Origin of the sequence: Chelativorans sp. AA-79 (genome assembly GCF_029457495.1) — a bacterium.
GTDB lineage: Bacteria > Pseudomonadota > Alphaproteobacteria > Rhizobiales > Rhizobiaceae > Chelativorans.
On the sequence record NZ_CP120361.1, the window covers coordinates 4605181 to 4628536 of the forward strand.

22 protein-coding genes and 1 tRNA gene are annotated in these 23356 nt (G+C 62.8%); 14 read left to right on the top strand and 9 right to left on the bottom strand.

The annotated features are described in order from the left end of the window. Nucleotide 1: 1 nt before the first annotated feature. The 5 genes from PVE73_RS22480 (at nucleotide 2) to yacG (ending at nucleotide 2220) form a co-directional block, all read left to right on the top strand. Entirely contained in the window at nucleotides 2-487 is a 486-nt protein-coding gene (locus PVE73_RS22480; RefSeq protein WP_277364383.1) for a UPF0262 family protein, read from the top strand. 2 nt (nucleotides 488-489) lie between these two features. Next, entirely contained in the window at nucleotides 490-981 is a 492-nt protein-coding gene (locus tag PVE73_RS22485; RefSeq protein WP_277364384.1) for a low molecular weight phosphatase family protein, read from the top strand. Nucleotides 982-1114: 133 nt separating this feature from the next. Further along, nucleotides 1115-1333, top strand: coding sequence for a translation initiation factor IF-1 (gene infA / locus PVE73_RS22490; protein ID WP_006200926.1), 219 nt, complete (start codon nucleotides 1115-1117; stop codon nucleotides 1331-1333). Between the two features lie 41 nt (nucleotides 1334-1374). Further along, nucleotides 1375-2004, top strand: a complete 630-nt coding sequence (locus PVE73_RS22495) for a Maf-like protein (protein ID WP_277364385.1) — start codon at nucleotides 1375-1377, stop codon at nucleotides 2002-2004. A gap of 3 nt (nucleotides 2005-2007) precedes the next feature. After that, nucleotides 2008-2220 carry a DNA gyrase inhibitor YacG gene (yacG, locus tag PVE73_RS22500; RefSeq protein ID WP_277364386.1) on the top strand — a complete coding sequence of 71 codons (213 nt, stop codon included), beginning with the start codon at nucleotides 2008-2010 and terminating at the stop codon, nucleotides 2218-2220. Between the two features lie 94 nt (nucleotides 2221-2314). Here yacG and PVE73_RS22505 read toward each other — a convergent pair whose 3' ends face one another. After that, nucleotides 2315-2596 (bottom strand): DUF1127 domain-containing protein, encoded by a 282-nt coding sequence (locus PVE73_RS22505; RefSeq protein ID WP_277364387.1) that lies wholly within the window; start codon nucleotides 2594-2596, stop codon nucleotides 2315-2317. A 196-nt stretch (nucleotides 2597-2792) separates the two neighbouring features. Here PVE73_RS22505 and PVE73_RS22510 point away from each other — a divergent pair, with 196 nt between their 5' ends. The 4 genes from PVE73_RS22510 to PVE73_RS22525 all read left to right on the top strand — a co-directional run bounded on the left by PVE73_RS22510 (nucleotide 2793) and on the right by PVE73_RS22525 (nucleotide 6445). After that, a complete protein-coding gene (locus PVE73_RS22510; RefSeq protein ID WP_277364388.1) occupies nucleotides 2793-3752 on the top strand; it encodes a LysR substrate-binding domain-containing protein in 960 nt (319 codons plus the stop codon). Between the two features lie 12 nt (nucleotides 3753-3764). After that, nucleotides 3765-4364 (top strand): DUF2585 domain-containing protein, encoded by a 600-nt coding sequence (locus PVE73_RS22515; protein ID WP_277364389.1) that lies wholly within the window; start codon nucleotides 3765-3767, stop codon nucleotides 4362-4364. Between the two features lie 66 nt (nucleotides 4365-4430). Then, nucleotides 4431-5993, top strand: coding sequence for an exodeoxyribonuclease VII large subunit (gene xseA, locus PVE73_RS22520; protein ID WP_277364390.1), 1563 nt, complete (start codon nucleotides 4431-4433; stop codon nucleotides 5991-5993). Between the two features lie 8 nt (nucleotides 5994-6001). Further along, nucleotides 6002-6445 carry a Dabb family protein gene (locus PVE73_RS22525; protein ID WP_277364391.1) on the top strand — a complete coding sequence of 148 codons (444 nt, stop codon included), beginning with the start codon at nucleotides 6002-6004 and terminating at the stop codon, nucleotides 6443-6445. A gap of 114 nt (nucleotides 6446-6559) precedes the next feature. Here PVE73_RS22525 and PVE73_RS22530 read toward each other — a convergent pair. Further along, nucleotides 6560-6636: transfer RNA gene (locus tag PVE73_RS22530), tRNA-His, on the bottom strand. Between the two features lie 216 nt (nucleotides 6637-6852). After that, nucleotides 6853-7302 carry a phasin gene (locus PVE73_RS22535; RefSeq protein WP_277364392.1) on the bottom strand — a complete coding sequence of 150 codons (450 nt, stop codon included), beginning with the start codon at nucleotides 7300-7302 and terminating at the stop codon, nucleotides 6853-6855. Between the two features lie 318 nt (nucleotides 7303-7620). Between PVE73_RS22535 and PVE73_RS22540 the strand changes: the two genes are divergently transcribed. The 3 genes from PVE73_RS22540 to PVE73_RS22550 all read left to right on the top strand — a co-directional run bounded on the left by PVE73_RS22540 (nucleotide 7621) and on the right by PVE73_RS22550 (nucleotide 14170). After that, complete coding sequence (locus PVE73_RS22540) at nucleotides 7621-11163, top strand: PAS domain S-box protein (protein ID WP_277364393.1); 3543 nt, start codon at nucleotides 7621-7623, stop codon at nucleotides 11161-11163. A 180-nt stretch (nucleotides 11164-11343) separates the two neighbouring features. Beyond that, nucleotides 11344-12399: a Fe(3+) ABC transporter substrate-binding protein gene (locus PVE73_RS22545; protein WP_277364394.1), complete on the top strand. Its 1056-nt coding sequence runs from the start codon at nucleotides 11344-11346 to the stop codon at nucleotides 12397-12399. Nucleotides 12400-12469: 70 nt separating this feature from the next. Next, the gene (locus PVE73_RS22550; protein ID WP_277364395.1) at nucleotides 12470-14170 is read left to right on the top strand and encodes an iron ABC transporter permease; all 1701 of its coding nucleotides are present in this window, start codon (nucleotides 12470-12472) and stop codon (nucleotides 14168-14170) included. A 247-nt stretch (nucleotides 14171-14417) separates the two neighbouring features. Here PVE73_RS22550 and PVE73_RS22555 read toward each other — a convergent pair whose 3' ends face one another. Beyond that, nucleotides 14418-16376: an acetoacetate--CoA ligase gene (locus tag PVE73_RS22555; RefSeq protein ID WP_277364396.1), complete on the bottom strand. Its 1959-nt coding sequence runs from the start codon at nucleotides 16374-16376 to the stop codon at nucleotides 14418-14420. Nucleotides 16377-16527: 151 nt separating this feature from the next. Here PVE73_RS22555 and PVE73_RS22560 point away from each other — a divergent pair, with 151 nt between their 5' ends. Continuing rightward, nucleotides 16528-18354 carry an AsmA-like C-terminal region-containing protein gene (locus PVE73_RS22560; protein ID WP_277364397.1) on the top strand — a complete coding sequence of 609 codons (1827 nt, stop codon included), beginning with the start codon at nucleotides 16528-16530 and terminating at the stop codon, nucleotides 18352-18354. Nucleotides 18355-18374: 20 nt separating this feature from the next. On the opposite strand, the gene PVE73_RS22565 is transcribed toward PVE73_RS22560, so the two are convergent. The 5 genes from PVE73_RS22565 to PVE73_RS22585 form a co-directional block, all read right to left on the bottom strand. Then, on the bottom strand, nucleotides 18375-19193 hold the full coding sequence (locus PVE73_RS22565) for an ABC transporter permease subunit (protein WP_277364398.1): 819 nt from the start codon (nucleotides 19191-19193) through the stop codon (nucleotides 18375-18377). 1 nt (nucleotide 19194) lies between these two features. Further along, nucleotides 19195-20106, bottom strand: coding sequence for an ABC transporter permease subunit (locus tag PVE73_RS22570; protein ID WP_277364399.1), 912 nt, complete (start codon nucleotides 20104-20106; stop codon nucleotides 19195-19197). 2 nt (nucleotides 20107-20108) lie between these two features. Further along, nucleotides 20109-21248 (bottom strand): ABC transporter ATP-binding protein, encoded by a 1140-nt coding sequence (locus tag PVE73_RS22575; RefSeq protein ID WP_277364400.1) that lies wholly within the window; start codon nucleotides 21246-21248, stop codon nucleotides 20109-20111. Between the two features lie 66 nt (nucleotides 21249-21314). Further along, on the bottom strand, nucleotides 21315-22412 hold the full coding sequence (locus PVE73_RS22580; RefSeq protein ID WP_277364401.1) for a polyamine ABC transporter substrate-binding protein: 1098 nt from the start codon (nucleotides 22410-22412) through the stop codon (nucleotides 21315-21317). A gap of 67 nt (nucleotides 22413-22479) precedes the next feature. Beyond that, nucleotides 22480-22734, bottom strand: coding sequence for a hypothetical protein (locus tag PVE73_RS22585; RefSeq protein ID WP_277364402.1), 255 nt, complete (start codon nucleotides 22732-22734; stop codon nucleotides 22480-22482). A gap of 166 nt (nucleotides 22735-22900) precedes the next feature. On the opposite strand from PVE73_RS22585, the gene PVE73_RS22590 reads away from it, so the two are divergent. Next, nucleotides 22901-23335, top strand: a complete 435-nt coding sequence (locus PVE73_RS22590; protein WP_277364403.1) for a response regulator — start codon at nucleotides 22901-22903, stop codon at nucleotides 23333-23335. The last annotated feature ends 21 nt before the right edge of the window (nucleotides 23336-23356 follow it).

Sequence of the window (23356 nt, forward strand, 5' to 3'; positions counted from 1 at the left end):
GATGGGCGAGCGGACTCCCGGCAAGGCGCGCCTCATCGATGTCGAGCTGGACGAGACGGTCGGACGCGCGGCACCCGATATCGAGCACGAACGCGCCGTCGCCATTTTCGACCTGGTGGAGGAAAACAGCTTCCAGCCCGTGGGTGATTCCGGGGACGGCCCCTACCGGCTGAAGATCTCGCTGGTCGATTCGCGCCTGGTGCTGACGGTGACACGGGAAAGCGGCGAGCCCGTCGTCACGCATATGCTCTCGCTCACCCCGTTCCGGCGCATCGTGAAGGACTATTTCCTCGTCTGCGAGAGCTATTACCAGGCCATCCGCTCCGCCACGCCGAGCCAGATCGAGGCCATCGACATGGGCCGGCGCGGGCTCCACAACGAGGGATCACAAACGTTGATGGATCGCCTCAGCGGCAAGATCGCAGTAGATTTCGATACGGCGCGGCGACTCTTCACGCTTGTCTGCGTTCTGCACTGGCGGGGCTGAAAATGACGCCGCAGCCGACTGAGAGGACCCCAACGCAAACAACCTCCGCGCGCGCGCTGCCGCGCTCCGTTCTATTCTTGTGCGGACAGAACTCCATCCGTTCGCCGATGGCCGAGGCGCTCGCCAAACGTATCCTGCCAAGATCGGTTTTCATCTCCTCGGCCGGCGTGCGCATCGGCCCGCGCGATCCCTTCGTGGACGCGATTCTTCTGGAAGAGAAGCTGTCGCTTGGCAACTGGTCGCCGCGGCGGATGGAAGACCTCGAAGATTCCTATTTCGATCTCATCATCACACTCGCACCCGAGGCGCATCACGCCGCGCTCGAACTCACGCGCACAATGCCGATAGAAGTGGAATACTGGCCTACTCTCGACCCCTCCGTGGTGGAGGGAACACGCGATCAGATCATGTCCGCCTATCGGGAAGTACGCGATGCGCTGGCGGCCCAGATCACCAAGCGATTTCGCACCGGCCGATTTGCTGACGAAACCTGATAGTTGCGTGTTCACAAATGGCGGTGGATGGGCTAGGTTCCGCGCGATTTCGGCTTGGCTTCCATTTTCTCCCGTGCTCTGCAACGGCGGACATCAGGTCAGGCCGGCAAATCTGCCAGAACGAAGGTATCGGATGCCGAAGGAAGAAGTCCTGGAATTTCCCGGTGTTGTCACCGAACTCCTGCCCAATGCAATGTTTCGCGTGAAGCTTGAGAACGAGCACGAGATCATCGCCCACACCGCCGGTCGTATGCGCAAGAATCGCATTCGCGTGCTCACCGGCGACAAGGTGCTGGTGGAAATGACGCCCTACGACCTGACGAAGGGCCGGATCACGTATCGCTTCAAATAGCTGCGTGGCGTCCTGCCGGATCGACAGGAGAGTAGGGCTTGATGACCACACCCAAGAAACTCGTCCTCGCTTCGGCTTCGCCCCGGCGCGTCCAGATCCTGCAGCAAGCCGGCATCGAACCTGACCGGCTCATTCCCGCGGAGATTGACGAGACCCCCTTCAAAGCCGAGCATCCGCGCTCGCTTGCCAAACGGCTCGCACGGGAAAAGGCGGAAAAGGCCTTGGCCCGGCTTCAAAGGGAGGGCGAGGCGAACGAGGCTTTCGTGCTTGCAGCCGATACGGTGGTGGCCGTGGGGCGCCGCATCCTGCCCAAGGCGGAACTGGCCGAGGAGGCGTCGAACTGCCTGAGGCTCCTCTCCGGCCGTTCGCACCGCGTCTATACCGGCGTGTGCCTCTTCACGCCTGCCGGCAAGCTGCGCCACAAGCTGGTGGAAACGCGGGTCCGCTTCAAGCGAATCTCCCGTGAGGAGCTCGAAAGCTATCTGGCTTCGGGCGAATGGCGCGGCAAGGCTGGGGGTTATGCCATCCAGGGTCTTGCCGGCACGTTCGTGGTCAAGCTCGTGGGCTCCTATTCGAACGTGGTCGGGCTGCCTCTCTACGAGACCGTCGGGCTGCTTTCGGCGGACGGCTTCAAGGCCCATCTCAACTGGTCGGCAACGACGGAAGCGTGAAGCATGGCGGACCCGGCAGACAAGCCTGCGAAGATCACGCCGCTTCGTCCGAAACGGCCCTGCCCCGAATGCGGCAAGCCCTCCGTGCGCGAGTTCTATCCCTTCTGCTCCAAGCGCTGCAAGGATGTCGACCTCAACCGCTGGCTTTCGGGCTCCTATGTGATTCCCGGCCGGCCGGCCGACGATGACGACGAGGAACCATCGTCATCGCAATAAAAAAAGCCCGGCTCACAAGGAGCCGGGCAATGTGCAGGCAAGCCGGGGGGAACCGGCGTGATGGGAGTGAATGCCTGCATGGGAGAAGAGGCAATCAAGGTTGGCGGCGCGCGACGCCCTCGTTCCTCGTGCGATTCTGCATGATCTGCACGAGGCGCCGCGTCGGATCCTCCATGACGTGACCGTCGTAGGCGCGCGCGATATCCTCGCGCGTGAGCCCGATATCCACGAGTTCCCAATCCGACAGGTCGCTCAATTTCCGCATGGCGCGCCTATTGGAAAAGAGGCGCCTCAGGTCTGCCGCCACGCGTGCGAGACGCAGCACGAAACCCAGCCTGACGGCGGCGGTCGGCAAGGCAGTCTGTTCTGCACGCATGGCAAATCTCCTTCAGAAAGCCATTTCGCTGACTAGCTGCGCCCGGAGACGGAGCGAGCGTCGGTGCGGCAACATTTTGCCGCGGCCAGGATGCTCATGCTCCGTTCAGGAACGATATTGTTTTCTCACGTCAGTATTGATTAGTCGAACGAATGTTTTTAATCTTTTCCATCAATATCACTGATAGGAGGGTGTCATGTCGGCGCCGCTCGACCTCGACCAGCTTGTTACTTTTGTGGCTATCGCGGATACTGGCAGCTTCACACGGGCTGCTGACGAAGTGCACCGCACGCAATCGGCCGTGTCCATGCAAATGCGCCGGCTGGAAGAGCGGATCGGAAAGCCGCTCTTCGAAAAGGACGGCCGTTCGAACCGCCTGACGGAGGATGGCGAGCGGCTGCTGCTCTACGCGCGCCGGCTCCTGCGGCTCAATCGCGAAACGCTCGCTGCCTTTGACGACGAAAGCCTTGAAGGCCATGTGCGCATCGGTATGCCGGACGATTATGCAGAGCGCTTCCTGCCGGAGATCATGGCCCGCTTCTCGCGTTCCAACCCGCGTGTGGAGCTTTCCGTTCTCTGTGAGCCGACCTCCAACCTCGTGCATCACGTGCGGCAGGGAAATATCGATCTTGCACTGGTGACCGATCAGGAGACGGCGGAAACCGTTCGCCGCGAGCCGCTGCTCTGGGTGGGGTCAGCCAATCACTCCACCCATGAGCGCGAGGTGCTGCCGATGGCCTTCGGGCGTCCAACCTGCACCTGGCGCCGCATCGGCTGCGAAACGCTGCGGGAGATCAACCGCGAGTACCGCATCCTTTTCACCAGCTTCTCCGCAACCGTCATCACCGCGGCGGTGATATCCGGTGTGGCGATTTCCGTCCTGCCGGAATGCGCACTGAGGCCGGGCATGCGGGTGCTGAACGAGAAAGACGGGTTCCCGGCGCTGCCGGACTGCTGCATCGGCCTCATGCGCGGGCGCACGAACCAGATGGAGCTGGTCGACGCGCTCGCCCGTCACATCACCGAAAGCCTGGACAACATCTCGATGCCGATGACAGTGGCGGAGGAGGTGGAGGGGCTCGACTTCGCCTCCTTCACGCACCGGATGAAACGCGGCAAGCGGCTGAGGCCGAACCACGTGCTTCCCGGTTGGTGAGAGGAGGCCTACTTGCAATTCAGAGCTGATCGAGCTGCGCCCCACGATGCGCGGCGGTCCTGGGTGCTGTGCTTCTTCGTCGTGCTTGCCATTCTTGCCCTGCAGGCCGCGGTGCTGGCCGCTATGGGCAGGCTGCCCATATGCGCATGCGGAGAGGTGAAGCTGTGGTATCCCGACGCTTCCGGTCCCGAGACCTCGCAGCACCTGACGGACTGGTATACGATCTCGCACTTCCTGCACGGGCTGATCTTTTATTTCCTCTTCTGGATGATTGCGCCGCGAAGCCCCGTCTGGGTGCGGCTCTGCCTTGCCGTCGGGCTGGAAGCTATCTGGGAAATCGCAGAAAACACTCCGATGGTGATCGACCGCTACCGCCAGTCCGCCCTGGCGGAAGGGTATTTCGGGGACAGCATCGTCAATTCGCTCGCGGATACCGCGACTGCCGTCCTGGGGTTCCTGTTTGCCCGCGTCTCACCGGTGTGGGTGAGCATCGTGGTGCTGATCGCCGCCGAGTTGTTCGTGGCATATATGATCCGCGACAATCTCACCCTCAACATCATACAACTCGTCCATCCGACGGAGGCCATCTCCAGATGGCAAACGGGAAGTTGAGGAGGGACCGCCGGCAAAAGACCGCCGCGGGTTGACCCCGGGGAGCGCAGACGGCTCAATCAGGCCATGGAAGAAAGTCGCAGAGACGATTCGCTGAGCAATGTCGCCGAATATTCGGTGAGCGAGATTTCGCTCGCGCTGAAGCGCACGGTCGAGGATACGTTCGGCCATGTGCGCGTGCGCGGCGAGATCTCGGGGTTCCGCGGCCGGCATTCCTCCGGCCACTGCTACTTCACGCTCAAGGATGACCGGGCCCGCCTCGAAGCCGTCATCTGGAAAACTACCTTCGCCAAGCTGCGCTTTCCGCCGCAGGAGGGTCTGGAGGTGATCGCGACCGGTCGGCTCACTACCTATCCCGGCTCCTCCAAATACCAGATCGTCATCGAAAGCCTGGAGCCTGCGGGGGCCGGCGCGCTGATGGCGCTTCTCGAAGAGCGCAAGCGCAGGCTGGCGGCGGAAGGCCTCTTCGCCGAGGAGCGGAAGAAGCCCCTGCCCTTCCTGCCGCGCGTGATCGGCGTGATCACCTCCCCCACCGGCGCGGTGATCCGCGATATCATTCACCGCATCACCGACCGCTTTCCCGTCCGCGTGGTCGTCTGGCCGGTGCGCGTGCAGGGAGAGACGACCGGTGCCGAGGTGGCGACCGCCATCTCGGGCTTCAATGCGCTTTCGCCGGACGGCGCGATCGCGCGCCCCGACCTTCTGATCGTCGCGCGCGGGGGAGGAAGCCTGGAGGATCTCTGGGGTTTCAATGACGAAGCGGTGGTGCGGGCCACCGCCACATCCGCCATTCCGCTGATCTCCGCCGTCGGCCACGAGACCGACTGGACGCTGATCGATCTTGCCGCCGACAGACGGGCGCCGACGCCCACGGGTGCCGCGGAAATGGCGGTTCCGGTGAAGGCAGAGCTGGAGGCCAATCTCGCCCGGCTGTCCGCGCGGCTCAGGGGAGCGATTTCACGCGATCTCGACCGGCGGCGGCAGGAGTCGCGCAGCCTTGCCCGGGCGCTGCCCTCCCCCGACCAGCTCTTTGCCCTACCTCGCCGTCGCTTCGATGAGGCTGCAGGCCGGCTCGCGCGCGCGCTGGAGACGGCGACTCAACGCAAGCGCCTGCACTTCAACGGAATGAGACTTTCGATCGCAACACTCGACCGTCGCCTGGCCCAGGCGCAGCGGGACATCACGCAATGCGGTGAACGGCTGCCCATCGTCTATCTCAGCCTCGTGCGCCATCGGCGCGCGCGATTCGACCGCGATGCGGCGCGCATCAGCCCGCGCGCGAATCTGCAACGCATCTCCATCCTCGCGGAACGGTTGAAGGCGGCGATCGGGCGCAAGGACCGGGCGGTCCATCTTCGGTTGGAGCGTGCGCGGGTCGCCTTCGACCAGACGGCGCGGCTTGCAGAATCCCTCTCCTACAAGAGCGTTCTCGACCGCGGCTTCGCTCTCGTGCGGGACGCGGAGGACAGGCCCGTCAAGCGGGCCGGCGACGTGAAACCCGGCGAAGCGCTGAGCCTGCAGTTCGCCGACGACAGCATGGGCGCGATCGCCACCGGCAAGTCTTCGGGCGTGGGACGAAAAGGATCTTCTTCTCCCAAAGAACCCGGCAAGCAAGGCTCCCTATTCTAGAATCCGCCATGTCAGCACAACAGGCTCTCAAATCCGAACTCGCGGCAGTAGGAACCGAAACCTTCACCAACCCCGATTTCAAGCCCGGGACCGTCCGCCACATCGTCCTGTTCCGCTATAAAGATGGAACGACGGAAGCGCAGCGTAGCGAAATCCAGCGCCGCTTCATGGTGCTGGCCAAGGAGGCTGTGCGCGACGGCAAACCCTATATCGCGTCGATCGAAACGGGACCGCAGTCGAGCGGGGAGGGTGTGGACGGCGGCTTCGAGGGGGCCTTCCTCGTCACCTTCCGTTCCGAAGGCGACCGCAACTACTATGTGGGCACGCCGGTCGTATCCGACCCGGAATTCTTTGATCCCGAACACCAGAAGTTCAAGGATTTCGTCGGACCCTATCTCGCCGAAGACGGTGTTCTGGTCTTCGATTTCATGGCGAGCTCCGCTAGGCGCTGAAGGTCCACCGGCCGGGTTTTCTTCGCCGGTTGGCCGTGGGAGCGCGAGAAGGAGCCCTCTTCGGCATCCAGAACGTCGCGGTGACAAATGTCTCCGTGCCGTACAGGAAGTATCTGGTACGGTTGGGTGGATTCGAACCACCGACCTCAGGAGCCACAATCCTGCGCTCTAACCAACTGAGCTACAACCGCACGGACGCTGACGTCTTGCTCCGCGTCCTTACGGGCAAATCCCGCCATTTTCAAGAGCGATACGCCACCTAGTGCGCGTACATCGAAAAAAAGAAAAGACCGGGGGGAGGAACCCGGTCTTTCAAGAGGATCGGCGGGAGGAGGAGCCGATCCTGTCGGTCAATGAGTGGCGGACATTGAAGCCCGTTCTCGCTGCTTGCGGTGCGGCGCTCCGCCTCAGGCAGCCTGCTTGGCCGCCTTCTCGAAAGCGTCCTTCACCGGCTTGGAAAGCTCGGTGGCCGCCTTCTGGGAGAGAGCCTGGAACTCGCGCGTCTGATCCATGGCGAATTCCATCTGCTTGCGCAGGAAAGAGCTCTGCAGTTCGACCACGTCGGAGAAACTCTTGGCGCCTACGAGAGCCTCCACCTGGGAAAGGTTGGCCTCGGTGCCGGCGCGCAGGGCTGCGATCGACTTGAGCACGAACTCGTCGCCGACGGTCTTAACCGTCTCCAGGGAGGCCTCGAACGCCTTGCGCGCATCCTCGGCGCCCGTCCTCATCCGCTCGTAGGTTTCCTTGCCCTGCTCGGCGCTCTTCTCGGCAAAGCTACGCAGTTGCTCTGTCGCCGCCGAAGGATCGAAAGTGGGGAATTCGACACTTTCCGTCGCTTTGTTCGTGGTCTTGCTCATGTCTCGGATCCTCTTGCTGCAGCGCCCTTGCCTAGGGTGCTTGCGGTCATCTTTCGTTCAATATAGCATGGTTTTTGTGCATTGCAATAAATTTATTGCGATGCAACATAATCGATCCGGAGATCTGCGGCTTTTGGATCACCGAGGCATGCTCTCATCACATTGCGGCGCTCCGGCTGACGCGAGGACAGCCGATTTGGTTAACCAACGCAGCAATTCGCGGTGCATCGAGAACACAAGGTTTGTGGACGGCGGTCGATCGTGCTCTTATTAACGAGTGGTTAACCCGGATTCCGCGCACGGTATTGGTTGGGCTGAATGGCGTCCACGTCCTATTCATTTCTCGATATGGTAGTCCTCGACGAGGTGCGCGAGCGCTTCGCCTTGGGTGATGCACTCGCGGTGCTCTCGCCCGCACTCGACGAAATCCTGTGGGCCAACGGGGCTGGAGCGATCTGGCTCGGTTTTGCCGATATCGAGGCGGCGATCGGTGAAAGGCCGCGCCTTCCCCCGACGGCGCTGCGGCAGATCGCGGCGGCGCCCGGATTTCCGCATGTCGGCCGCGACCGCACCATCGCACTCAGGGTGGCGAACGGCCTCAAAAGCAGGATGGTGATGCTGCAAGCGAACACCATCACGCTGCCGCGTGGCGAAGAGGCGTTGCTCCTCGCTCTCCCGGCGCCAGCGGCGGAACAGCAGGAGCAGGCGGAACGGGCGATCGCAGGCTTCGACGAACCCGGCCACTTCGCGGCGCTTCTGGAGGCGGACGGCACCGTCGCGGCTGCCTCTGCCGGCTTTGACGAACTCGGCATCGACCGCGAGACGCTTCAGGCGCTCGTGCAGGACGTGAGCCGGGAGAACACACGGCTCGTCAAGACACGCATCACCGCCAGGAAGAAGATCCCTGCCGGGATCGCCCGTCTTACCGACGAACCGGCACGCCACCTTCTCGTGGTGGTGGACGACGGCACCGCTGCGCCGGAAGAAGCGTCTTTGCAAGAGGGCTCCGCACCGGAGCCGGGCGAGGTGAAAGAGGACGACATCGGCGGCAGTGCACCTTCGGACACATCGCCATCCGAATCTGGCAGCGCGCCGAATGCGGTCGAAACGCAATCCCGACCATCGGGTGAAGTGCCCGCACCTCGCACCGTCCGGTTCTCCTGGCGCACGGACGCGGAGGGCCGCTTTTCGGCACTTTCCGATGAGTTCGCGGAAGCCATGGGAAAAAACGCAGCCGATGTGATCGGACGTACTTTCCGCGAAGTCTCCAATGCCTTCGGCCTCGATACGGACGGCTCCGTCGCGCGCCTTCTCGAGCGCCGCGACACCTGGTCCGGGCGGACGGTGATGTGGCCGCTCGAAGGCACCGATTTGAAGGTGCCCGTCGATCTCGCCGCCTTGCCCATCTATGGTCGCGGGCGCGTCTTCGAAGGCTTCCGCGGCTTCGGCATCGCCCGTCTTGGCGAAGCCGAGGTGGACGCGGAAGCCATCGGTACTGTGCTCGCGCCGTCGCAGCCCTCGACGGAGACCGCGATGAAACCTGCTCCCGAAAACGGAGAAGTAGCCGAAGAGAGCTCCGCTCCGTCCGAAGACGCCCGGACGGCAGAGCCCGAGCCGGAGGCCGACCCCTTCCTCGGGGAAAGGCCGGCTATCAGCATTTCCAGCCCGAAAGTCCATTCAGGCGACAAGGTCATCCGGCTCGCGGAGCATCGCGAAGGCGGGTGGAACGGGACCTTGTCGGCAAGCGAGCGTATCGCGTTCCGCGAGATCGGCGAGAGATTGCGGCAGACGAAAGATGTGCAGCCTGCAGGCACCGGTGAGAAGAGATCCGGCCGGATGGCCGATGAGCTGCCGCCAGCGAACCGGCAGCCCGATGCGCCCCCTCCCGAAAACGAAACGCCGGTTGCGGCCGCCTTTGCCGGCGATACGCCCTCACTGGCGGAGGTCGGCGGCGAAGAGCCCGAGCGGAAGGAGGCGAGCGAGGAAGCTGTTGCGGACGACGTGAGCAAGATCGACGAAGCAGCGGCGGCGCCGGAGGCGGAGCAGCCCAATCCTTCTGCGGAGGCCCCCGAGACCCAAGACGATCAGACAGCGACAACGCCTCAGGGCTTGAGTGACGTGGAAGCCCAGGCGGAGACCGCCCCCGAGGAGAGACGTGAAACGACCCCTCCGACGGAAGCGGACGCCGGACCCGCTCAGCCGGCGGCAGAAGCGCCCGTGCCGAAGGCACTCACGCCCGAGAACGACGAGGAAGCGCCGACCTCCCCTGTGCAGCAGGTAGAGGAGGAAGCAGCCCCGGAGGAACTCCTCCCGGACACCGGCGGCCAGTCGGAAATTCCTTCGCGCGTAGCCTATCTCCCCTCCGCCTTCTACCATGCCGCCGCGGAACGAGCGGCGTCGGATGCGGAGATCGCGGTTCTGGCCAATCTGCCGCTTCCCGTTCTGGTCCATTCCGGCGACCGGCTTCACTATGCCAACCGGGAATTCCTGAGACTGACAGGCTATACGGACCTCGCTGCGCTGGAGACTGCCGGCGGTATCGGCGCGCTGTTCGAGGAATCAGCGGTCTCGAGCGAGGCGCCGAAGGAGCGGATGCGTTTGCGGACCGCCGAAGGGGCGGAAGTGGCGGTCGAAGCGCATCTTCAGTCGATCCACTGGGAGAGAGGCAAGGCGCTGATGCTGGCATTGCGTCCGGCTGCACCCGGCGAGCCGACGCCGGAGGAAGCCGCGAAAGCAGCCGAACTCGAAGGGCGGCTTTCGGAAATGCGTGCCATCGTCGACACGGCGACGGACGGCATTGCCGTCATCGGCAATGACGGCACGATCCGCTCCATCAACCGGCCGGCAGAAGCGCTCTTCGGTTTCGATGCCGAGCATGTCACCGGAAAACCGTTCACTTCGCTCTTCGCCATCGAAAGCCAGCGCACGGTGCAGGACTACCTTACCGCCCTGTTGGACAATGGGGTCGCCAGCGTGCTCAATGATGGCCGCCAGGTGATCGGGCGAGAAGCGCAGGGCCGCTTCATTCCGCTGTTCATCACTATCGGGCGCCTTCCCAACGGCAGCGGCTACTGCGCCGTTCTGCGCGACATCACACACTGGAAACGCGCCGAAGAGGAACTCACCCAGGCGCGGGCCCAGGCGGAACGGGCTTCCTCCCAGAAAAGCGAGTTCCTGGCACGCGTCAGCCACGAGATCCGCACACCGCTGAACGCCATCATCGGTTTTTCCGAGCTGATGATCGACGAGAAATTCGGCCCCATCGGCAACGAGCGCTACCGTGACTATCTGCGCGACATCAATCGTTCGGGCAATCACGTGCTCGACCTCGTCAACGACCTTCTCGACATCTCGAAGATCGAGGCCGGCCAGCAGGAGATGCAATACGAGGCCGTCTCCCTCAACGACACGCTCGCCCAGGTCGTCGCCATGATGCAGCCGCAGGCAAACAGCGAACGCGTCATCATCCGCTCTTCCCTCGCCTCCCGCCTGCCGGACGTGGTGGCGGATCTCAGGAGCGTGCGGCAAATCGCGATCAATCTCCTGTCCAACGCCGTGCGCTATACGCCCGCCGGAGGCCAGGTCATCGTTTCCACCGCCTATGAGCAGGACGGCTCCGTGATCCTGCGCGTGCGCGATACGGGCGTCGGCATGAGTTCCGCCGAACTCGATGAAGCGCTGAAACCGTTCCGGCAAATCAATGCCTTGCGGCGCAAACGCGGCGACGGGACGGGGCTCGGCCTGCCGTTGACGCGCGCCATGGTGGAAGCCAATCGGGCCCAGTTCTCCATCGCATCCACCCCCGGCGAGGGAACGCTGGTGGAGATCACGTTCCCTCCGACGCGCGTGCTTGCCGAATAGGCATAGCGGCGGCGGTAAAGTTGACTTCAGCAGTTTAGAATTATTCTAAACTGCTGATTTGTAAAGGTTATCTCTTGACGCTCGCGGCTGTTTTCCACCAATAGAGACAGGCGGGGTCGAGCCACGACCCGCCGATGAACCTCCCTGGGACCTTGCCTCCCGGTGACGTGGAGAAAACCGATGTTCGACAATGCCCCGAGATTGAAGACGAGCCTGACTGCCCTTGCCCTTGCTGCCAGCGCCTCCTTTCTTGCTCCTGTCGCGCAGGCCGACGGCGTGGTGAATATCTATTCCTATCGTGAGCCCGGGTTGATCCAGCCTCTGCTCGACGCCTTCACCGAGGAGACGGGGATCGCAACGGAAGTGCTGTTCCTGAACCAGGGGCTTGAGGACCGCATGGCCGCCGAAGGCCAGAACTCGCCCGCCGACGTCGTTCTGACCGTGGATATCGGACGGCTCGTGAACGTGAAGGACAAGGGTGTCACCCAGCCCGTCGAGGACGAGACCATCAACGCCAATATTCCGGCGGAATTCCGCGATCCCGAGGGCCATTGGTTCGGGCTCACCACACGCGGCCGCGTCGTCTATGCCTCGAAGGAGCGTGTCCAGCAGGACGAGATCACCTATGAGGAGCTTGCCGATCCCAAGTGGAAAGGCAAGATCTGCATGCGCAGTGGCCAGCACATGTACAATATCGCGCTGATCGCTTCCATGATCGCCCATCACGGCGAGGAGAAGGCGGAAGAGTGGCTGAAGGGCGTGAAGGCCAATCTGGCACGCAAGCCCGACGGCGGCGATCGCGACCAGGCCCAGGCCATCTATGCTGGCGAGTGCGATATCGGCATCGGCAACACCTATTATGTCGGCCTCATGATGACCAACGACAAGGAGCCGGAGCAGAAGGAGTGGGCGAACGCCGTCAAGGTCCTGTTCCCCAATGCCGATGAGCGCGGCACGCATGTGAACATCTCGGGCATGGCCCTCGCCAAACATGCGCCGAACAAGGAGAATGCGCTGAAGCTTATGGAATTCCTCTCCGGCCACGAGGCGCAGGCCATCTATGCGGAGCAGAACAACGAATATCCGGTGATGCCGGGCGTCCCGGTCTCCGAGGTCGTGCAGTCCTTCGGCGAGATCAAGCCGGATTCCCTGCCGCTTTCCGAGATCGCCGAATACCGGAAGGCAGCCTCGGAAATGGTGGACCGCGTGGGCCTCGACGACGGTCCGGCGAGCTGATCCGTTTTGACATAACCACCTCGAAAGCCGGGTCGGTGCAATGCCGGTCCGGCTTTCCTCCTTTCGGCAAATGAGCAGCTTCACTCTCCGCGAACCGGTTCCGCCGCCGGAAGTCCTGACCCGCGGAACGCGCCGACCGCGTCATCCGGCGGCCCTTGCCGTTGCGCTCCTAACCGCGACGGTCGTCCTGCTGCCGATCGCCACAATCGTCGCGGTCGCTCTTTCCAGTTCGGGCGCGGACTGGCCGCATCTCATGCGGTACGTTCTACCGCAGGCCTCCGTCACCACAGCCGTGCTGCTCTTCCTCGTGGCGCTTGGTACGGGCTTTGTCGGCGTCGGGAGCGCATGGCTCGTCGTCGCCTATGATTTTCCCTTGCGCCCTATGCTCGCCTGGGCGCTCGTCCTGCCGCTCGCGGTTCCGCCCTATCTCGCGGCCTACGCCTTCGCCGAGTTCTTCGACTATGTCGGGCCGCTGCAGAGCGCGATCCGTGCGGTTTTCGGCTTTCAGACGCGTGGTGAATACTGGTTTCCCGAGATCCGCTCGACGGGCGGCGCGGCGCTGGTGATGACATCCGTCACCTTTCCCTATGTGTATCTCACCGCGCGCGTGGTCTTCATCATGCAGGGGCGCAACATCGCCGACGTGGCGCGGACGCTTGGAGCCGCACCGGCGCGTGTCTTCTGGCGTGTCCTTTTGCCCGTGGCGCGGCCCGCCATTGCCGCGGGCATTGCGCTGGTGCTGATGGAAACCGTGAACGATATCGGCGCGGTGCAGCATCTGGGCGTGCGCACGCTCACGCTCTCTGTCTTTTCCACCTGGCTCAACCGCGGCAGCCTGGAGGGCGCAGCACAAATCGCGCTGGTGATGCTGTTCCTGGTGCTGACCCTTCTTGCCGCAGAACGTGTCGCTCGGCGCAAACAGCGCTTCCACGCGCCCAGAGCCACGCAGATGAAGGCCCGGCCGCCACGTCTTCAGCTTTCCGGCTGGCGCGCCGCAGGCGCGGCAGGTCTCGGTCTTCTCCCCATCATCTTCGGCTTCGGCATCCCGCTTCTCGTCTTCGGCCGTTATGCGCTGAACAGGCTCGACCAGATCGCCGACCCCAAGCTTGCCGAATCGTTCCTCACCAGCCTGTTCACCGCGCTCGCGACAGCCATTCTCACCGTGAGCATGGCGCTGGTGCTCCTCTATGCGGCCCGGCTTGTCCGCACGCGCAGGATGGCGCTGCTCGTGCGCATCGCCACCGTCGGCTACGGACTGCCAGGCACGATTCTCGCGCTCGGGCTCCTCATCTCACTTGCCCGCTTCGACAATTTCGTTGATGCGCTGGCGCGTGACTATGCCGGCGTTTCGACCGGCCTCATCTTCACCGGCTCGGCCGCGGCCGTCGTTCTTGCCTGCTCCATCCGCTTTCTCGCCCTCGCCGAAGGCGCGGTGCAGGCGGGACTCGAAAAGCTGCCGCCTCATCTCGACGAAGCGGCCCGGAGCCTTGGCCGTTCCGCCGCCTCGAGTGCTGCGAGGGTCCTCCTGCCGTTGACGAAGCCGGCGATCCTCACGGCCGGCATCCTGGTCTTCGTGGACACGGTGAAGGAGCTTTCGGCAACCATCCTCCTGCGCCCCTTCGGCTTCAACACGCTGGCCACGTTTGTGTACGAGAATGCCTCGCGCGGCGTGGTGGAGGACGGCGCAATGGCCGCGCTCGTCATCATCGTCACCTCCATCGTCCCGGTCATCCTGCTTTCAGGAACGCTGATGCGCGACCGCGATGCCTGAGCATCCGGCAGGGTTGCACTGCCGCAGACGATCAAAGAAAAGGCGCCCACCGGGCGCCTGGAATTGCTGTGCTGTATGGGCGTTGGCGAGTTCTCCCTCCGGCCGCAAAAGCAGTCCGTCAGGCTGGCGGCGACTATCGGGAGCCAATCCTCAACAGGACCTTACCGGCAAGAATAAATCCGTAACCACATGATGCGTTACGAAGACGCGGTAAATTCCGGCGAAAGATCCCGTTAACCCTCGCGCCTCAGCTCTTCAGGTCCGAGAGGTCGCGGTAAAGCTCCAGCGCCTCCGGATTGGCCAGCGCTTCCTTGTTCTTCACCTCGCGGCCATGGACCACGTCGCGCACGGCAAGCTCGGTGATCTTGCCGGATTTCGTGCGCGGAATGTCCTTTACCGCGACGATTTTCGCCGGCACATGCCGAGGGCTCGCGCCGGTCCTGATCCTGTCGCGGATTCTCTTCTGCAGCGCCTCGTCCAGTTCCACGTCCTCCGCCAGGCGCACGAAGAGCACCACGCGCACATCACCGTCCCAGTCCTGGCCGATGCAGATCGCCTCCAGCACCTCCGGCAACTGCTCCACCTGGTTATAGATCTCCGCCGTACCGATGCGTACGCCGCCGGGGTTGAGCGTCGCATCGGAACGACCGTGGATGACGATCCCCCCATGTGCCGTCCACTCGGCAAAATCGCCATGACACCAGATATTGTCGAAGCGGTCGAAATAGGCGGAACGGTATTTCTCGCCCGACGGATCGTTCCAGAACCCGATCGGCATCGACGGGAACGCCCTGGTGCAGACGAGTTCGCCTTTCCCGCTTTTGAGCGGGCGACCCTCGTCGTCCCACACCTCGACCGCCATGCCGAGACCCGGCCCCTGGATCTCGCCGATCCACACGGGCAGGAGCGGCACTCCCAGCACGAAGCAGGAGACGATGTCGGTGCCGCCGGAGATCGAGGCCAGATGCACATCCTCCTTGATCGAGCGATAGACGAATTCGAAGCATTCCGGCGCCAGCGGCGAGCCGGTGGAAGAGATCACCCGCACGCTCGAAAGATCATGCGTCTTCCTGGGCTCCAGCCCCGCCTTGCGCACCGCATCGATGAATTTTGCCGAAGTGCCGAAATAGGTCATGCGCTCCGCAGCCGCGAAATCAAACAGCACATTGCCGTCCGGGTAGAAGGGCGAGCCGTCATAGAGCAGCAGGGTGGCACCCGAGGAGAGGCCCGAGACCAGCCAGTTCCACATCATCCATCCGCAGGTGGTGAAATAGAACAGCCGGTCTCCCTCCCGAAGCCCTGCATGCAGGCGGTGCTCCTTCAGGTGCTGCAAAAGCGTGCCGCCGGCGGAATGCACGATACATTTGGGAATGCCGGTCGTGCCAGAGGAAAACAGGATGTAGAGCGGGTGTGAGAAGGGCAGCGGTTCATATACGAGCGGCGCGGCCTCCAGGGGCGCAATTGCATCCTCGAGCGCAACGGCGCGATCGACGCCGGCCGCCACTTCGCGCGCCTTGCCCAAATAATCAACGATGAGCGCCTTCCTGACGCTCGGCATCTGGCCAAGAATCTCGCCCGTCTTCTGCCCGACGTCGAACGCCTTGCCCCCGTACCAATAGCCGTCGGGCGCGATGAAGAGCACCGGCTCTATCTGGCCGAAGCGGTCAAGCACGCCGCGCACGCCGAAATCCGGAGAACAGGAGGACCAGATCGCCCCCAACGAGGCTGCCGCCAGCATGGCCGCCACGGTTTCCGGCATGTTCGGCATCATGGCCGCGATGCGGTCCCCCGGCTTCACTCCTTCGGCCTTGAAGACCTGCTGCAGGCGCGAGACAAGTGCCTTCAGCTCGTCCCAGGAGAGCCGCCGCTCCACCTTGTCCTCGCCACGAAAAACGATCGCATCGTGCGGGCCCGATTTCCGCAGCAGGTTTTCGGCGAAATTCAGCCTGGCATCGGGGAAGAAGGAGGCACCGGGCATCTTATCCCCATCAACCAGGATCCGGTCGCCGCGCTCGCCGATCACCTCGCCAAAATCCCAGACCAGCGTCCAAAACGCCTCGCGGTTTTCGACCGACCATCCGTGCAATGCCCAGAAGTCCTCGATCGGCCGGCCGGAAAGATGCGCCGCCTCTTTCATGAAGGCCGTCATCGGTGCGCTTTCGATCTGTTCAGCAGACGGTCTCCACAGTGGCGCGGCTTGATGCATGTCGTTGCTCCCGATCAATCTCCCCGCTTATGCACGGACGCCGCGGAACGGGCAAGAAGCGCAACTCCGCGGAGTGTGCTACAAAGACTTGAAATAGAAGGCGCATGGTTTAAACCCGCCATTCATGGTTCGGGTTCGCGGGCGAGGATATATGCCGGTATCGCTGGCGAAAAGAGGCATCTGGGCCATCACCGCCATCGTGGTGCTGGTCGCTTTGGTCGTCGCCGTGCTGCCTCTGGTCGCCTCCACACAGATCGTACGCGACAGCATCGCCTATCAGATGAGCGCATGGAGCGGCTATCACGTGCGGCTCGACGACTCGCCGGAGATCCGCGTCTGGCCGCTGCAGGCGGTGCTCAACGACGTGACCCTGCTCGATTCCGGCGGCGCCGATGCCCAGGCGGTGCTCGATGCCGAGCGCATCGAGGTGGATCTTTCCGCGCTCGCCGCCCTCAGGGGGGACATCGTCTTCACCAGGATGCGGCTCATCCGCCCTGTGTTGCGCATGCGCCAGGAAGCCGGCAGGCTACAGCCCATCGCACCACAGGACTGGGGCAAGGTCCCGCGTTCCGTCGAAGTGGCCAAGCATGCCGTCGCGGCGGAACCCAGAAACCCGGACAGCACCTTCCTTCCGAGTGACCCGTTCGGCAAGGTGGAATTCGTGGAAGGCCGCATCGTGGCAGGGGACGAGGCGAGCCAGACCGACATCGTGACCAGCCTTTCGGGAACGCTCGACTGGCCGGCGCTGAACCGGCAGGCTTCGCTCGCGGCCACTGGCATCTGGCGCGGGGAAAGCGCCTCCATCCAGGCATCCGTCGCCGAACCGCTGTTCCTCTTCGGAGGCGGGAGCGCAGCGCTGACCTTCGCTCTTGAGGCGGCTCCCGCCAGCCTCTCCTTCGAAGGCGTAGCAAGCCTTTCGGGTAACGGTTTCCTCGACGGGCATGTCGAGCTTTCCGCCCCGTCCCTCAGCCGGCTTGCGGAATGGACCCATTCACGCTCCCCGATTGCGAACCGCATCGGCCCTCTTGCCATTACGGCCAGACTCGTCGGCGACAGGAACCGCCTGAAATTCGAAGATGCGACGCTCAAATTCGATACGAGCACCGGCCAGGGCCTCCTCGACGTGAACTTCGAAGGAGGCCGTCCTATGATCGCCGGCACCCTTGCTTTCGACACACTCAACCTGCGCGCGTTGGTCAACACCTTCAGTCCGCTTCCGACGACCTCCGGCGGGCAGAATGCGCCCAAGGCCGACAGCGAGTTCGACTTCGACCTGCGCTTTTCCGCGGCTTCGGCCACCTATGACAAGGTGGTGCTGACGGACGTCGCGGCCGCGGCCATGATGCGTGCGGGCTTGTCCAGTTTCGATATCTCGGATGCCACGGCCTTCGGCGGCATGCTCCAGTTGGGGCTGCGGCGCGACCGCACCGGTGCGGACGACGCCGTCGAGATCAGCATGATCGGTGAGGACATCGCGCTTGGGGAGCTTGCCGACTCCTTCGACTACAGGACGCTGATGCCGCAGGCGAAGGGCAGCTTTTCGCTGATGCTGAAAGGCAAAGGAAAAGATATGGACGCGGTCCTGCAATCGGCGGACGGAAGCCTTTCCGCAACGATCGGAAAAGGCAGCGTGCCGGGCCTGAGCATCGACGGCTTCGTGGAACACAGCGCGGAGGGCGATTTCTTCCCGGTCTCCGCGCTTGGTGAAGGGTCGCTCCCGATCGACGATATTCAGTTGAAGGCCGTCGCAGCCAAAGGCGTGGTGCAACTCGATGCGCTGGAGGCGCATTCGGGACCCTACACGGTCGGGCTGGACGGGTTCGTTCCCCTGGCCGGGCGGGGGCTGGCGCTCTATGGCACGCTTTCCGCTTCGGAAGGCGCAGACCCGCGCTTCAAATCGCCGATCCCGTTCTTCGTGGGGGGGTCCTGGAACGCACCTTTCATCGCCTCGTTCTTGCCGAAACCCGCCGAACAGTAAGAAGACGGCAGGATGGCGCTTCATGCAGCGCCCGCAGCCTGCTCCTCACGCCGCCGCCGCAGATCCCGCCGCTTGTTCACGATAGAGGCGGTGATCACCCCGATGGTCACGATGCCGATCAGGATGGTGCAGACGGCATTGATTTCCGGCGTCACCCCCAGCCGCACTTGGCTGTAGATCTTCATGGGCAGCGTGGTCGCACCCGGGCCGGAGGTGAAGCTCGCGATCACGAGATCGTCCAGCGAGAGGGTAAAGGCCAGCATCCAACCGGAAATGACGGCGGGCATGATGATGGGGAGCGTGACCTGGAAGAACGCCCGCGCCGGTGTCGCGCCGAGGTCCATCGCGGCTTCCTCCAGCGACCGGTCGAAGGACATCAGCCGCGATTGCACCACCACCGCGACGAAGCACATCGAAAAGGTGATGTGTGCAATCGTGACCGTCAGAAAACCGCGGTCGAGGCCGATCGCCACGAACAGCAGCAGAAGCGACAGTCCGGTGATCACCTCCGGCATCACCAGTGGCGCAAACACCATGCCGGAAAACAGAAGCCGGCCGCGGAAGCGGGTGTAGCGGGTCAGCGTCACCGCGGCCATCGTGCCCAGTACAGTCGCCACCGTCGCGGAGATGAAGGCGACCCGCGCCGTCACCCAGGCGGCGTCCATGAGACCGCGATTGGTGAGAAGAGCGGCATACCACCGCGTCGAGAAGCCGGCCCAAACCGTGACCAACTGCGACTCGTTGAAGGAATAGATCACGAGCAGGATGATCGGCAGGTAGAGAAAAGCGAATCCCAGAACCAGGGCCGTAATGTTGAACCGTCCCCACGTGCCAGCCATCTCAGCGCGTCCTTTCCTGCGCCCGAGCCTGGGAGCGCTGGAAATAGACGATCGGCAGCACGAGGATGAGAAGCAGGAGGATTGCCACCGCCGAGGCCACCGGCCAGTCGCGATTGGCGAAGAACTCGTTCCAGAGTGTTTTGCCGATCATCAATGTCCGCGAACCGCCGAGCAGGTCCGGGATCACGAATTCCCCCACCGCGGGGATGAAAACCAGCATCGAGCCGGCCACCACGCCTGGAAGCGAGAGCGGAAAGGTGATCTTCCAGAAGGCGGAAAGCGGCGTACAGCCGAGGTCCTCCGCCGCCTCGATGAGCGAGTAGTCCATCTTCTCGAGCGTCGCGTAAAGGGGCAGCACCATGAAGGGCAGATAGGAATAGACGATGCCTATATAAACGGCGGTCGTCGTGTTGATGATGATCAGCGGCTGATCGATCAACCCGAGGAACATCAGAAACTGGTTGAGCAGGCCCTCGGGCTTCAGGATGCCGATCCATGCATAGACACGGATGAGGAAGCTCGTCCAGAAGGGCAGAATGACCAGCATCAGGAGGATCGGCCGTACGGAGAGAGGCGCGCGAGCCATGCCATAGGCGATCGGATAGCCGACCAGCAGGGTGAGAAGAGTCGAGACCGCCGCGATCCGCAGGCTTGAAAGATAGGCGTTCAGATAAAGTGAATCGCTGAACAGCCAGAGATAGTTACCCAGCGAGAAGCCGCCAAGTTTCTCCAGGAAACCGGCAATGCCGTCCTCCCAGCCGAACACCGGCAGATAGGGCGGCATGGCGATCGCCGCTTCCGACAGAGAGATCTTTAGAACGATGAAGAAGGGGACAAGGAAAAAAACGAGCAGCCACAGATAGGGCACGGCAACGACGATGCGGCTGCCTAAAGAGGGAGCAAGCCTTCGCATCGTCAATTCGCCAGCACAACGCCGGCATCGGCGCGGAAGGAGATCCAGGCCCGGTCGTGCCAGGTCAGGACATCCTCCAGCCTGCGCGAACTGTTGATGATGCTCGCCCTCACGATGCGGCCATCGTCCAGCTTCACGTTGTAGACGGTCATATCCCCCAGATAGGCAATGTCCCAAATCTCGCCGTCGAGCGCGTTCTGCGCCTCGGTCGGACGCTCGCGCGAGACATGCATCTTCTCCGGACGGACGGCGAGCCACACGGCATCACCCGGCGCGGCGCCCGATGTGCCGGCCACCCGGAACTCCGCTCCGCCCCTGTCGCGGATTTCGGCCATGCCGGCATCCTCCTTCGCCAGCACACCCTCGAACATGTTGACGGAGCCGACAAAACCCGCGACGAATCGGGAAACCGGGGCCTCGTAGATCTCGGCCGGCGTGGCCACCTGAAGCACATGGCCCTTGTCCATGATGGCGATGCGGTCGGCCATGGTCATCGCCTCCTCCTGGTCGTGGGTGACGACCAGGAAGGTAAGACCGAGATCGTGCTGCAGGTCCATCAACTCGAACTGGGTCTCCTCGCGAAGCTTCTTGTCCAGCGCGCCGAGAGGCTCATCAAGGAGCAGCACCTTCGGCCGCTTTGCCAGAGAGCGGGCGAGCGCCACACGCTGACGCTGACCGCCGGAAAGCTGCTGCGGTTTTCGCCTGGCAAACTGCTCGAGCTTCACGAGCTTCAGCATCTGCGCCACGCGCTCGGCGATCTCAGCCTTCGGCATGCCGTCCTGCCTGAGACCGAAAGCGATGTTCGCCTCCACGCTCATATGCGGAAAGAGCGCATAGGACTGAAACATCATGTTGACCGGCCGGCGATAAGGCGGCACTCCGCGCAGGTCGCGGCCCTCGAGCAGGACGCGCCCGGATGTCGGGTGCTCGAAACCGGCCAGCATGCGCAGAAGCGTGGTCTTGCCGCAGCCGGAAGCGCCGAGGAGCGCAAAGAACTCCCGCTCGTAAATGCTGAGCGACAGGTCGTCGACGGCGACGAAATCACCGAAGCGCTTGGTTACGTTCTCGAAACGGATATAGGGCTTTGCATCGGGATTCTCCCACGGCGCAAAGCTTCTGCGTATGCTGCCCAGCGAAACCATCGCCTGCTCCGTCCTGGCCCATCCCAAGCCGAAAGAGCCCGGCCAGGCACCGGGCCTTTGCCGCCGCTACTGGCCGGTGACGACCCTCGTCCAAAGACGGGTGATGAGACGCTGTGCACGTGCATCATAGGGCCGGGCCGTGAACAGTTTCTGCAGCGTTTCCTCGTTGGGATAGACGGCAGGATCATCGATGATCTCCGGATCAAGCAGTTCCTGGGACGCCTCGTTGCCGTTGGCATAGAAGACGTAATTCGATGCCTTCGCGATGACCTCCGGGCGCATCATATAGTTGATGAACTCGTGCGCCTCCTCAACATGCGGCGCATCCGCGGGGATAGCCATCTGGTCGAACCACATCTGCGCACCTTCCTTGGGGATCGAATAGGCGATCTCGACGCCCTGATCCGCTTCGGCGGCGCGGTCGCGCGCCTGGAACACGTCGCCCGAATATCCCACGGCCACACAGATGTCGCCATTGGCAAGGGCATTGATGTATTCGGAGGAATGGAACTTGCGGATATAGGGCCGCACGGCCAGCAGCAGATCTTCGACCTTCTGGAGGTCCTCCGGCCTGTCGCTGTTCGGGTCGAGCCCGAGATAGTTCAGCGCCGCATGCATGATCTCGGATGAAGCGTCGAGCACGTGAATACCGCAGCCGGCGAGTTTGGATGCGATCTCGGGCTTGAAGATTGCATCCCACGAATCGATCGTGTCGGTGCCCAGCGCCTCCCTCACCTTGGCCTTGTTGTAGCCTATCCCGGTGGTGCCCCACATATAGTTCACCGAGTATTCATTGCCCGGGTCATAGGTCGCCGTCCGCTTGGAGACGAAGTCCCACATGTTCTCGAGGTTCGGCAGCTTGGACTTGTCGAGCTTCTGGAAGACGCCGGCCTGGATCTGGCGAGCGAGGAACTCGCCGGAGGGGACGACGACATCATAGCCCGTGCCGCCGGCAAGCAGCTTGGTTTCCACGATCTCGTTGGAATCGAAAACATCGTAGACGACCCTGATGCCGGTCTCGGCCGTAAACTCCTCCAGGATGGACTCGTCGATATAGTCGGACCAGTTGTAGACATTGACCGTACGCTCCTGTGCCGGCGCACCGGTGGCGAGCATTGCCACGGCAATGGAAACGGCGGAAAGCAGAGGAGCCTGGGGGTTCATGAAAATCTCCCATCATCGACCATTCGGCCCGCCTCCCGCCCTCGGGAGCCGGGTTCTACGGGGCAACCTATTGTCGTTTTAAAGATGCGACAAGCGCGAATTGTCCCGCATCACTGCCCTTTTTTCGCGCCTTCAAACGCGAGAGAAAACCCAATGCGGCAGCACCGGCAGGAGGAGGATTCCCAAGGTGTAGCCCCGGCGGCGGCGCAGGATATTTTTTGCTCGTGAACACGATGCTTTTCAGCTTGTCACGAATTGCAGGAAAGCCTCGGCTGATTTTCCATATCAAGCGCTTTTGCGCGCGCAGCGCCGATTTTTGCATCTTACTTTTGTGGTAGGCATGACACCGAAAGCCCTCATTCTTTCGTCTAATTACCCGTACGAATATGCGGGTTGACATAAGCCGGTCGATCACGAGTATGCCGCCGCTCAGCGCAACCACGCATTGAAACTTTGGCTCCGTCGGCCAAAACCAGACGAGGAAGAGCATGGGACGTAACGGCCTTGGGGGGTCAGGCCGCGGCACTACCCCTTCCGACAGCACAAGTTATGACGGCGTGTTTGTCGTTGCCACTTCGCCCATCAATCGCATCGTCATTACGCGAATGGTCGAACGTATCTATCTGAAGGCCATGGCGATCACGCCGGAAACGGCGCTCGATGCGCTTCGCGCCAAGCGCCCGATGATGGTGATCATCGACGAGGGGCGACAACCGGACCTGATCGAGCCGCTGATCGAAGAGATCGCACGGCTGCGCAGCGCTTTCACGGCCCGACTTCCCCGCATCGTCCTGATCGTTGAGGCTTCGCGGCAAAACGAAGCGCGACGTGACGGAATCGTGGACGCGGTGGTGGTGAAGCCCATCACTCCGGAAGTGCTGCAGCCTATCGTGGATCGACTCTCCAAGGGCGCCGCCATTTAACCGCTGCGCGCAGGCACAGTT